At 29.4% G+C, this 12334-nt stretch carries 13 protein-coding genes; 1 reads left to right on the plus strand and 12 read right to left on the minus strand.

Going from position 1 to position 12334, the window contains the following annotated elements:
- Position 1: 1 nt before the first annotated feature.
- A complete protein-coding gene (gene cetZ / locus AJ889_RS06590; protein WP_002860211.1) occupies positions 2-1291 on the plus strand; it encodes an energy taxis response protein CetZ in 1290 nt (429 codons plus the stop codon).
- A gap of 21 nt (positions 1292-1312) precedes the next feature.
- Here the strand turns inward: cetZ and aat are convergent, their stop codons facing one another.
- The 12 genes from aat to AJ889_RS06650 are packed head-to-tail and all read right to left on the minus strand — an operon-like array spanning position 1313 to position 12328.
- Entirely contained in the window at positions 1313-1960 is a 648-nt protein-coding gene (gene aat / locus AJ889_RS06595; RefSeq protein WP_002826100.1) for a leucyl/phenylalanyl-tRNA--protein transferase, read from the minus strand.
- Positions 1935-4064 (minus strand): AAA family ATPase, encoded by a 2130-nt coding sequence (locus AJ889_RS06600; protein ID WP_014516801.1) that lies wholly within the window; start codon positions 4062-4064, stop codon positions 1935-1937. The genes aat and AJ889_RS06600 overlap by 26 nt, the downstream gene beginning before the upstream one ends.
- Positions 4061-4351, minus strand: coding sequence for an ATP-dependent Clp protease adaptor ClpS (locus AJ889_RS06605; protein ID WP_002852892.1), 291 nt, complete (start codon positions 4349-4351; stop codon positions 4061-4063). Before AJ889_RS06605 ends, AJ889_RS06600 begins: the two co-directional genes overlap by 4 nt.
- Complete coding sequence (locus tag AJ889_RS06610; protein WP_002867200.1) at positions 4351-4953, minus strand: TlpA disulfide reductase family protein; 603 nt, start codon at positions 4951-4953, stop codon at positions 4351-4353. Before AJ889_RS06610 ends, AJ889_RS06605 begins: the two co-directional genes overlap by 1 nt.
- Positions 4954-4963: 10 nt before the next feature.
- Positions 4964-5416: an SsrA-binding protein SmpB gene (gene smpB / locus AJ889_RS06615; protein WP_002860207.1), complete on the minus strand. Its 453-nt coding sequence runs from the start codon at positions 5414-5416 to the stop codon at positions 4964-4966.
- Complete coding sequence (locus AJ889_RS06620; protein WP_002934676.1) at positions 5413-6180, minus strand: 4-(cytidine 5'-diphospho)-2-C-methyl-D-erythritol kinase; 768 nt, start codon at positions 6178-6180, stop codon at positions 5413-5415. Before AJ889_RS06620 ends, smpB begins: the two co-directional genes overlap by 4 nt.
- Entirely contained in the window at positions 6177-6404 is a 228-nt protein-coding gene (gene csrA, locus AJ889_RS06625) for a carbon storage regulator CsrA (RefSeq protein ID WP_002852854.1), read from the minus strand. Before csrA ends, AJ889_RS06620 begins: the two co-directional genes overlap by 4 nt.
- Entirely contained in the window at positions 6398-7216 is an 819-nt protein-coding gene (gene truB, locus AJ889_RS06630; protein WP_002852653.1) for a tRNA pseudouridine(55) synthase TruB, read from the minus strand. Before truB ends, csrA begins: the two co-directional genes overlap by 7 nt.
- Entirely contained in the window at positions 7213-9288 is a 2076-nt protein-coding gene (locus tag AJ889_RS06635; RefSeq protein WP_060809531.1) for an ATP-dependent helicase, read from the minus strand. The genes truB and AJ889_RS06635 overlap by 4 nt, the downstream gene beginning before the upstream one ends.
- A complete protein-coding gene (locus AJ889_RS06640) occupies positions 9285-9722 on the minus strand; it encodes a hypothetical protein (RefSeq protein ID WP_002861821.1) in 438 nt (145 codons plus the stop codon). Before AJ889_RS06640 ends, AJ889_RS06635 begins: the two co-directional genes overlap by 4 nt.
- Positions 9716-11437, minus strand: coding sequence for a M3 family oligoendopeptidase (locus AJ889_RS06645; RefSeq protein WP_052775742.1), 1722 nt, complete (start codon positions 11435-11437; stop codon positions 9716-9718). The genes AJ889_RS06640 and AJ889_RS06645 overlap by 7 nt, the downstream gene beginning before the upstream one ends.
- A 3-nt stretch (positions 11438-11440) precedes the next feature.
- Entirely contained in the window at positions 11441-12328 is an 888-nt protein-coding gene (locus AJ889_RS06650; protein ID WP_002934671.1) for an aspartate carbamoyltransferase catalytic subunit, read from the minus strand.
- Positions 12329-12334: the final 6 nt, after the last annotated feature.

Raw genomic sequence — 12334 nt, forward strand, 5'->3', positions numbered from 1 at the left:
TATGTTTGGTGCTAAGAAAAATAATACTAAAATAATTGAACAACTTGAAAAAAAATGTAATGGTTTAGGAGATATTTTAAGATCTATTGGGAATACCATGGCGGTAATTGAATTTACTACCGATGGCGTTATTTTAGAGGCAAATCAAAATTTTTTAACAACTATGAAATACTCCCTTTCAGAGATCAAGGGTAAGCATCATAGTATGTTTTGTTTGCCTGAAGTTGTTAATTCTTCAGCATATAGTGATTTTTGGAAAGATTTAAGAGATGGAAAAGCTAGAAGTGGTCTTTTTAGACGTATAGCTAAGGGAGGGATAGATGTTTATTTAGAAGCAAATTATCTTCCAATTAGTGATAATAATGGTTATGTTTATAAAATTATTAAATTTGCCAATGATATAACTCAAAGACATTATGAAATGCTTGATCTTAGAAATACTATTGCTGCTGCTAATCGTTCTATGGCTATTATTGAATTTAAACCTGATGGGACTATTATTACGGCTAATGAAAATTTTTTAAGAACTATGGATTTTAATATTGATGAGATTAAAGGAAAGCATCATAGTATGTTCTGTGATTCTAATTATAGACACTCTAAGGACTATGTTCAATTTTGGGAAGATTTAAGAGAGGGTAAATTTCAATCAGGTAAATATATAAGATACGGAAGAAATAATAAAAAAGTATACCTTGAAGCAAGTTATAATCCGGTTAAAAATGATGATGGAAAAATTTACAAGGTTATTAAATTTGCTACAGATATAAGCGAACAAGTTAAAAAAGATCAAGAAAAACTTCGTCTCATAAGCGAACTTGCAGAAAAAAATGATAATCTTACTCAAGATGGAGATCGTGTAATTGAAAACACTGTTTCAAATGTTCAGAATATTGCTGATATGATGTCTCAAAGTTCAAATCTTGTTTCCTCTTTAAATCAACAATCAGATGAAATTAAATCTATTATTCAAACTATTAGTGATATTGCTGATCAGACTAATCTGCTTGCTTTAAATGCTGCTATTGAGGCAGCACGTGCTGGTGAACATGGTAGAGGTTTTGCTGTTGTTGCTGATGAAGTAAGAAATTTAGCTGAAAGAACAGGGCATTCGGTTAATGAAATTACCACTACGATTAATTCTATTCGCAATGTTACATCACAAGTGGTTGAGAGTATTAAAAGCGGTTTAGAGGATGTTAATCAGAGTGTTGAACTTGCAAAAGAAGCAAGAGAGTGTATGGAGAAAATTCGTGAAAGCTCTGCTGAAGTTGCTAAAGCGATGTCATAAGCGTGATTTTCACGCTTATTTTTAAGTAATTAAATCTTTAAAATTTTTAAAACCACTTTCTTGATTGCATTTTTCTTTTAAAATATTTAAAAATTCTTTCCTAGAAATATTATGAGCACCCATAAATTCTAAATGTTGGTTATAAACTTGACAATCTATGATAAAATCATAAGGTTTTAATAAATCACAAAGTTTAATCATGGCAACTTTAGATGCATTTTTTTTAATGCTTACCATGCTTTCACCAAAGAAAACCTTGCCTAAAATTAAACCATAAATTCCACCTATAAGTTCATTATTTTCATAAAGTTCAAGGCTATGCGCATAGCCTTGGGTAAATAACTTATAATAAGTGGTAATAAATTCATCATCTATCCAGCTTTGAGAGCGTGTATCGCGACATAATGTAATTAATTTTAAAAAATCATAATCAAGTTTAATTTGATAGAGATTAATAAATTTTTTCATATTTTTTTGGATGTGAATTTGATTTGGAATTAAAATGCATCTAGGATCTGGACACCACCAAGTTACAGGTTTACTTGTCCATGGGAATAGACCAAAAGTATAAGCTTTTACAATAAAATCAGCTTCTAAATTTTGACTTAAAAATACAGGAGCATTTTTAGGCGCATTGAGTAATTTAGAATATAAATTTGAGCTTTCCATTTTTACCAAGTTTGATTTTAGCTATACCACCTTTTTTAAGCTTTCCAAATAAAATTTCATCACTGATTTTTTCTCCTATTTCCTCAGAAATTATGCGTTTTAAAAGCCTTACTCCAAATTCTTTATTATAGGCTTTTTTAGCTAAATAAATTTTGGCTTTATCATCCATTGATAATTTTATATTATTTAAATTTTTAGAAATTTCATCAAGTTCTTTTTCGATAATTTTAACAAGTATAGCATCGTTTAAATCATTAAAATGTAAAATTTTATCAATGCGATTAATAAATTCTGGAGCAAAAAAATCTTTGATAGCACGATTACTTTTTTCTTCATTTTTACTTAAAAAACCAAGCTCATTGCTTTCTTTAAGTCCTAGATTAGATGTCATAATAATGATTGTATTTTTAAAATCTACTTTAAGACCGCTATTGTCGGTGAGTTCAGCATTGTCAAAAATCTGTAAAAAGGTATTGCTTAAATCAGGATGAGCCTTTTCTATTTCATCAAAAAGAACAAGACTGAAAGGATTTTTGCGAATAGCATTGCTTAAAAGTCCACCCTCTTCAAAACCTATATATCCAGCTGGAGATCCTATTAGTTTACTTATAGTATGTTTTTCTGCATATTCACTCATATCAAAGCGTTCTAAATTTAAACCTAAAAATTCAGCTAAAGCTTTGCAAAGTTCTGTTTTTCCAACTCCACTTGATCCAGTAAACAAAAACACTCCGCGTGGTGTATTAGAATTTTTAAATCCCGCAAAACTTTGCTTAAGTGATGAAACAAGGCTATCTATAACTTCATCTTGGCCAAAAATTTTTGCTTTTAAATTTGTTTTTAAATTCATTAAAGCTTTATTTTGATCGAATTCAAATATTTTGTGATGGTGGGTCATTTTTGCTAAAACATTTTCTAAATCTTTTAAATTGGCATTTTTTTTAGCTTTTGGATTTAAAGCAAAAGAAGCGCCAAGTTCATCGATCAGATCTATAGCACAATCAGGTAAAAATTTATCATTAAAAAATTTTTTACCCCAAATTACAGCATATTGAAGAATTTCATCGTTTAATTTTATATGATGAAATTCTTCATATTTGTTTTTTAATCCTTTAAGAATTTGCAAGCTTTCTTCTTGGCTTGGTTCATCTACATTTATTTTAGCAAAACGGCGACTTAGGGGTTTATTTTTATCAAAAGTATTTTTATATTCCATAAAAGTTGTTGCACCTATGCATTTTAAAGTTCCATTACTTAGAGCTGGTTTTAAAAGATTGGAAAAATCAGTATGAGATTCTCCTGTGCTTCCAGCTCCTACTATAGTGTGAATTTCATCAATAAATAAAATAGCATTGGGTATTTTCTCAAGTTCATTTAAAATTTCTTTAATTCTTTTCTCAAAATCTCCACGGTATTTTGTTCCCGCAAGTATACTAGCCATATCAAGACTAAAAATTTTTGCATTTTGTAAGTTTTTAGGCACCTTTTTTTCCGCAATAGCTAATGCTAATCCTTCTACAATGGCCGTTTTGCCAACTCCTGCTTCTCCTACTAAAATAGGATTATTTTTCTTGCGACGTGAAAGAATTTGCATCATTCTTTCAAGTTCAAATTTTCTTCCTATTAAAGGATCAATCTTGCCATTTTGAGCCAAAAGTGTTAAATCACTTGTGTGGTTGTTTAAATTTTGTATATTTTCATGATTTTGAAGTTCTTGAATTTTGTTAAGATTTATGTTGTGTTTTTTTAAGAGATAGCTAGAATAACTTCTTGAATCCTGTATGAGCTTTTCTAAAAAATCTATAATTTTAATTTCATTATTTTTATTTTTAGATGAAAGTAAGATTTCATCTAAAACAACAGATATTGTAGGTTCTATTTCTTGTTTAATAACTTGATTGTTTTGAGAAATGTAATTTTTTAATTCAGTTTCTAGAAGTTCAAGATCTCCATCTGAAAATTCTTCAAATATATCCTTAAAATCAGTGCTTAGTTTTAGTAATGCAAACAGTACATGCTCACAGGTAACAAATTCATGGTGATTTATTAAGCTTAGATTTTTGGCATTATCAAGATATTTTTGTAAATTTTCTTGGTATTTCATTCTTCTTCCACCTTTGCTTGTAGTGGAAAATTAGCAAGTTTAGCCGCATCCATAACTTTTTTTTGTTTTGAAAGAGCTATTTCCTGGGTGTAAATGCCACAAATTCCAGAACCATTGTGATGAATTTCTAACATTGTTTGACTTGCTTTCTCAAGGTTTTGATGAAAAATATTCATCAAAATTTCTATAACAAAATCCATGGTTGTTACATCATCATTTAAGAGTATAACTTTATACATTTTTGGTTCACTAAGTTTTGTTTGCTCTAGAGTTTGGGTTTTTGGCATTATTTTCCTTTGTAGATTTTATTTAAATCTTCTTGCATGAGTTCTGTTGGAATTTTACCAAGATAAAAATTTGTTGGAGTATTATTATTCCAGTAATCGCTTATTTTTTGATAAATTCCATTTTTTAAAACAACTTTAAAAGGAAGTTGCTCCATATTTTGATAGTCTATATCTTTTAAAATTTGAGCAATAATACGATCATTAGAGCTGTCATTGCTTAGAAAATAGTAAGCACCATAATCATCCGCGAATTTTTTAACTGTTTCATCGCTAACATCTTCAAAATGTGTAAGTCCTATAATGATAAATTTGCTAGAATTATTTTTCCAAAGTTTGCTAAGATCTAAAGCTTCTTCTTTACATGGGGTGCAAAAAGTGCCAAAAAAATCAAACATTAGAACTTTTCCTTCCTCTCCTTCCACCACAAAACCTTTATCTGTTCTTATTAAAGTTTTGCTTCCACCATTTACACTATTTAAGACTATTTTATCTCCTTTGTGATACTCTTCAAACATAAAATCATTTTGAATTTCTTCTTCCTTGGAGCAAGCATTAAGAAAAAATGCTAAACTTATTAAAAATAGGGCTGAAATTTTTTTCATTTATTTTCCTTTATTTGTAATTTTTCATAGCAGCTTTAGCTTCTAAATCGGCTTGCTTTTTCTTTAAAGTTTCACGCTTGTCGTGCAAATTTTTCCCTTTAGCTAAAGCAAGGGTAGCTTTTACTTTATTTTTTGTGTTAAAATAAAGATCTAATGCAACGATAGTATATCCTTCTATACTTACTTTACCTAATAATTTATCAATTTGCTTTCTATGCATTAAAAGCTTTCTAGCACCTCTTTCTTCGTGTTTATAGAAAGAATGTGTAGTATGGAGCAATGAAATATGAGAATTAAGTAAAAAAATCTCATTTTTTATAATGCGAACAAAAGAGTCTTTAAGATTTGCTCTTCCTGCTCTTAAGGCTACAACTTCACTTCCTTTAAGGACAATTCCGGCTTCAAAGCGTTCTATGATGCTATAATCAAATAAAGCTTTTTTATTTCTCGCAATAATTTTCATCGATCAACCTTAAAAACACTACTACCGCTACCGCTTAGAAAAAAATCTTCTTGCAAGTAAGACTTCATTTTAGGATATAAAGTTGCACAAGGAGTAAATAAATCATTTAATTCTTTGTTTTTAAAGTTTTGTAACAACTCTTTTGTGCTGAGTTTTTTGTAGATTTGCGCTTGATTATTGTTTTTTTGAAAGTCAAATATTTCTCTATCAAATTCATCATAAACAGCTTTAGTTTGGCAAGATATTTGTGGAAAAGTCCATTTTAAATTAGGTATGTCATCTTCAAATTCTTCTATAATTTCGCCACAGCTACTTACATTAGCAGAGTGAAAGCCACTTAAAAAAAAGGCAATATCACTTCCTAGTTGCGTGCTTAAATTTATAAGTTCTTGCAGGTTTAATTTTAAATTTAGGGTTTCATTCATTAGTAGTAAAAAACTCGCACAATCGCTACTTCCACCGCCAAGTCCAGCACATACTGGGATATTTTTTGTGAGTTTTAGGCTTTTTTTGCTAAATAATTCTTTTAATTCGTTATTATATCTTCTAGAAAGTAGCAAATAAGCCTTTTGAATAATATTATTTTCGCATTTAAAATTACTAATGATTTCAAATTCTTTTTTAGAATCTAATTCTTTATCAACAAGCTCAAGCTCATCAAAAAGATCTTTTAAAAGTATAAATCGTGATTCTAAAAGATGATATTTTCTTGAGTCAAAACCGGTAAGTTTTAAAAAAATATTTGCTTTAGCGTAAGCTTTCATTTGATTAGTTTTTTGCTTAAGTCATCAAGTTTAATATCATTCTGAACAACAGAATGCAAATTTTCATCCTTTACTTGTTGAACAAGTTCTTTTCTAAGTATCATAAGGGATTTTGGAGCTTCTATGCCTATTTTGGCATATCCTTTCCCTGTTTGAACGACTTTGATTTCTATACCTTCTCCGATAATTATACTTTCATTTTCTTTTCTTGATAATATTAACATTTTTCAACCTTATTTAGAAGATATTTTACTGTATTTTCTTTAATATTAATTATGCTAAAATATTTTTCTGTTTCAATATAATAATCTCCTTCATCATGAAATTCTAATTCTTCGACAAAAATTTTAGCACCATTTTCGAGTTTATTTAAATCCTTGATAAAATTTGGCTTTAGGTTAATGTATTTTAACACATTTAAGCTTTTCTCATTATTATAAACAAATTTGCCTTCTTTAATGCGCTCTAAAGAGCTTAAAGTCGCATTAATACCTAGTTTTCTAGCAAAAAGTTCACAATAAGATCTTATGTAAGCACCTTCACTGACTGTGATTTCAATATTTAAAAAAGGATGATTATAGCTTAAGATCTTACAATCAAATACTTCCATTTGACAAGGTTTTAAATTTGCTTCTATACCTTTTTTTGCAAGTTCATAGGCGCGAGTTCCATTGATTCTTTTGGCGCTAAATTGAGGTGGTGTATAGGAGATAATTCCTTGCATTTGATCAATGATTTGTTTTAAATTTGCAAGATCAAATTCTTTTATATTTTGAATTTCTTTTATATTTTGATCATCAAGACTTAAGGAGTAAACTCCAAGCCATAAAGTAGCTTTATAGGTTTTTGGAGTTTTTTTTAAAAAACGGAAAAGTTTTGTATATTGTCCAAATGCAACGATTAAAACCCCTTTGGCGAAAGGATCAAGAGTGCCAGAATATCCTGCTTTTTTATTTTTATATTTTTTCTTTAAAGTACTTAAAAAGGCATTAGAACTCAAACCCTTTGGTTTAAAGGCTGCAAAGATCTTGTTCATACTGCTTTTTCCACAAAGCTTGCCATGATTACACGCATTATACCACCAAAATTAATATTAAGCTTTTCCTCTTTTCCGCTTTTATTAACTTCAACAACCCTGCCAATGCCAAAAATTTTATGTTTAACTAGATCTCCTTTGCAAAAACTAGTTTTTTGTATATTTTGATTTTTTGATTTTTCATTGATTAATTTACTTTCTTCTAAGAAGCGACTAGGATTGATATTTGCTCTTGAACCATGATAAAAACGAGAATTTGCAACACTTATTGTGAGAAATTTCTTGGCGCGAGTGATGCCAACATAAGCAAGACGGCGTTCTTCTTCGAGATTTTCTTCGCTATTTAAAGGAAAAAATCCTTCGTCAAAGCCTATTATAAAAACATAATCAAATTCCAAACCTTTGCTAGCATGAATGCTCATCAAGCAAACACATTCTTCATCTAAATTATCTTGATCGCTTAATAAAGAAATTTCACTAAGTAGATCTTCTAAAGAAGCTTTGGGATCTTCTTTGAGTTTTTCTCTTAGATTAGCATAAAACTCATCAAGATTTCTGATTCTTTCATCTCCATCATCTTGCTCTGAAAAATAATCTTTAATTTTAAATAATTCTTCTATATTGTCAAAAACCTTTTTTGCATTATCGTAGCTTTTTAGAGTGTGAATATTTTGTATAAAAATATTTGCTTCATTTTGTGCTTTTTTTGTTGTTAAAATTCCTACACCACCATCGCTTTCGCATAGGGCATCAAAAAGTGAAATTTGACGTTTTTTTGCATATTCTTCTAAATTTTTTAGGGCTTTTTCTCCTATGGATCTTTTGGGGCGATTAATAATACGTTTAAACGACAAATCATCGCTTGGATTTAAGATAAGTCTAAGATACGAGATTAAATCTTTTATTTCTAATCTCTCATAAAAACGCATACCACTAAGTAGTTTATAAGAAATTTGTTTCTTCATAAATGCTTCTTCTATTGCTCTTGATAGTGCATTAACTCGAAATAAAATGGCGATCTCTTTAGCTTCTACTCCAGAATTTAGCAATTTTTTCACTTCTTGAGCGATATATAAACCTTCATCTTTTTCGTTTTCGTTTTTTAATATTTTAATATTTTCCCCAGTATCTTTAGTGCAGATTAAAGTTTTTCCAAGTCGTTGCTCATTGTGAGATATGAGATTATTTGCTGCTTGTAAAATAGTCCCTACTGAACGATAGTTTTGTTCAAGTTTTACAAGTTTAACATTTTTAAAATCATTTTGAAAATTTAAAATATTTTCAATTTTTGCTCCACGCCAACTATAAATACTTTGATCATCATCACCAACAACTGTGATATTTTCATGCATACAACATAGATTTTTTAGAATTTTATATTGCAAGGTATTAGTATCTTGATACTCATCAACTGTAATGTAATTATAAAGTAAGCTTTGTTCTTTGGCAAAATTTATATCATTTTCTAAAATGAGATTGCTTAGCAATAAAAGATCATCAAAATCTACAAAATTTTGTTTTAATAAGTATTCTTCATAGGCACGGTAATAGTTGGCAAATTTGTATTCATTTTGATATTTTTCAAAATTATGTTCTTTTAGTAAATTTAAATCTTCAAAGACATTGCTTACTCTTTTGCCTTCATTTTTGCAATAAGATATGTATTGGATAATATCATAGACATTATCTTTGTTTTTATCATGGATTAAGTCTTTAATTATTTTTTTTGTATCATCTGTATCGATAACAATAAAACTATTTTTACGCTCCAATCTTTCAAAATGGAGTTTTAAAAATAAAAGTCCAAATTTATGAAAGGTGCAAAGCAAAGGATTGTGATTGCCTTGTAGAAAATTTAATGCTCTATGACGCATAATACTAGCTGCTTTATTTGTAAAAGTAAGAGTAAGAGTGTTATGCGAGGGGATGCCTACTTCACCGATAAGATAAGCAAGACGAGTGGTGATAGTTTTGGTTTTTCCACTACCTGCACCCGCTAGGATAAGCATAGCTCCATCAATGTGGCTTACTGCCTGTTTTTGACTATCATTTAAATCTTCAAATAGATTCATTTTTTGAAAATATCTTTATTTTTTGGATTATTTAAAAATATATTTTTAGATTTTTGTAAATTTTTACTATCTTCGCGTTTATAAAGGCTAAAATTAACAAATAAAATGCTATTTTCTATTTGAATTTGCGTGATAGCTCCTAAATCAACCTTTACAAAACTATCAAAATCATCATTTCCAAAACCTGCGTGAAATTGAATGAAATCTTTATTTAGTTGTATGGATTCAAAGGTGTATCCTCCAAGAGCAAAAAGAGCATAAGGATTTTGTTTAACATCAAGCTCTTTGGGAAGTTCAGGGTTAAAATCTATGAAATTTGTATTTGCAACTATGGAAAATTCTATATTTTCTTCTATAAGGTGTGAAATAACTTCATAGCAATGCTTTTGCATGGTATGGATAAAATTTTCATTTTTTAAGATTGTTTCTAGCATGATTGTAACTCCATAAATTCATTGATGAGTTTTTGAATTTCTTTTATGCCTATTTCCCAAAAATTTTCATCTTCTATATCAAAGCCAAACATTCCTACTAGTTCTTTTGGACTCACACTTCCGCCTAAAGAAAGCATTTTGATATAAAGTTCTTTAAAATTTTCACATTTTTTACTTTTGTAAAGTCCATAAAGAGCTAAAACTAAAAGTTGTGCATAAGCATAAGCATAGCAGTAGAAAGGAGAATGGATAAAATGAGGAATATAACTCCACCAAGAAGCATAATTTTTTGTAAGTTTTACGCTGTCTTGAAACATCTTTCGAGATTCTTCCATCCAAATTTTATTGATTTCTTCGGTGCTAAGTTCATTTTCTTGAGCATGTAAGCGTCTTTCAAAACAAGTAAAATTAATCTGTCTATAAAAAGTTGCAAAAATATCTTCGATTTTATTTGCATATAAAGATAAGAGTTCTTCTTTTTTTAACTTATCTTTAATAAAATCAAATACGAGCATTTCGGCAAAAACTGAAGCTGTTTCTGCGGTGGTTAAAGGTGTATTTTGATTTAAATAGCTTACATTATAAGAAAGTTTTTGATGGATAGTGTGTCCTAATTCATGTGCAAGTGTAAAAAGATCGCGTCTTTTATTGGTGTAGTTTAATAAAACAAAAGGATGTGCATCAGAAGTTGCAGAATGCGAAAAAGCACCCCCTTGTTTATTTTCTTGCGGATAAACATCAATCCAATCTTGATCAAAAGCATTTTTTGCTATATCATAAAATTGAGGAGAAAAAGCTTGAAATGCCTCTAAAACAATATTTTTACTTGTTTTAAAATCAAAACTTGCTTCTTTTCCTATGGGTGCATATCTGTCATAGTCTTTAAGCTCATCATAGCCTAAAATTTGTTTTTTTCTTTTGTAAAATTGCGATACTAAGTTAAAATGTTTTTGCGCACTTGCTATCAAAGAATCAACGCTTTTTTGTGAAATTTGATTGCTGATATGTCTTGAAATTTCAGCATTTTCATAACCTCTTAATAAGCTTATATTTCTTCTTTCTGTTTTTATCATATTGATAATAAAACTTAAAAGTCTGCTATTTTTTTGTAAGACTTTACTGAATTTTTTAGCAGCTTTTTTGCGTATCTTTCTATCTTCATCATACATTTTGCTTAGAATTTCTTCTTCGCTAAGTTTTTTACCTTCAAAAGGGATTTTTAAAGCACTCATACTTTCATCAAAAAGTCTACTAAAAGCATTTGCACCTGTATTGGAAAGATAAAGCATAATGCGTTCTTCGTTTTTGCTAAGATTATAGCGTTTGTTTTGCAATAAATTAGAAAGATAAAAATCATAATCTTTGCAAAAAGTTGTAAATTCTCGACTTTTCTCAGGAGCTAACTCGCAAAATTCAAGCTCGAAAAAGAGTAAATTTTCTTCTATTTTTTTGCATTCTTCTTCGTATTGTGCATAAAAAGAACCATTTTGAGTGTTTTTAGCAAAAAGCAAATAAGCATAAGTCATGATTTTGCCAAGGGCTTGATTTAAATTTTCATAATCTTTTAAAGCTTGCAAAAACTCATTAGTATTTAATGTATAAAGTTTATTTTCATAGTTTTTTTTGAAATTTAAACTTTGTTGGATTTGATCTTGTGTAAAATTTTGCAATGCTTCTTTATCGTGAAATAAAGCACTTAAATCCCATTCTAACATTTTTTATCCTTCATTTTCTAGTATGAGTTTTTTAAGAACAGCCATTCTAATAGCCACTCCATTTTTAACTTGTTTTAAAACTAAAGTCCTTTCATTGCTCATCATTTCATCGCTTATGTCAATATTGCGATTTACAGGGCCTGGATGTAGTAAAATAAGCTTTTTATCCTTTACTAAGCTTTTTTGAATGCAAAAATCATTTGCATAGTCTTTAAGTGAAGCATAAACGGTTTTATTATGTCTTTCTGTTTGTGTTCTAAGACTCATGATAATATCTGAATTTGCTATGATATTCTCATCAAGCTTATAATGTTTTTTAAGATGGGTATTAGGCATAAAATGTGGTGGAGCTACTAGGGTAATATCAAGATTAAATCTACTTAAAAGCTCTATATTGGACGCTGCTACACGAGAGTTTTTAATATCACCTACGATGCAAATTTTCTTACCTTCAACATTACCTTGAAAATGATTATAAATCGTAAACAAATCGAGTAAAGCTTGGGTAGGATGGGCGTGTTTTCCATCTCCTCCATTAACAACTGGACAATGCATATGCTTTGCTAATATCAAAGGAACTCCTGAGTTTGCGTGTCTTACAACAATAGCATTAGGACTCATGGCATCTAAATTAGCAGCAGCATCATAAAGAGTTTCTCCTTTGCTAGAGCTTGATCTTGAAACATCAAGGCGTAAAACCCTAGCACCTAATCTTCTTGCAGCGCTTTCAAAAGATGAAAGGGTGCGTGTAGAGTTTTCAAAAAAAATTGTCGTGATGCTTTTTCCTTCAAGAAAAGTCCTAGGTTTTTCATCTAAGAAATCACTTGCTTCTTTAAAAAGCTCCATAATTTCGACTTTATTAAAATCCTTTGTAGTGATGAGATGACGCATGTTTTT

This window comes from Campylobacter sp. BCW_6468 (assembly GCF_001762865.1).
GTDB classification, from domain to species: domain Bacteria; phylum Campylobacterota; class Campylobacteria; order Campylobacterales; family Campylobacteraceae; genus Campylobacter_D; species Campylobacter_D jejuni.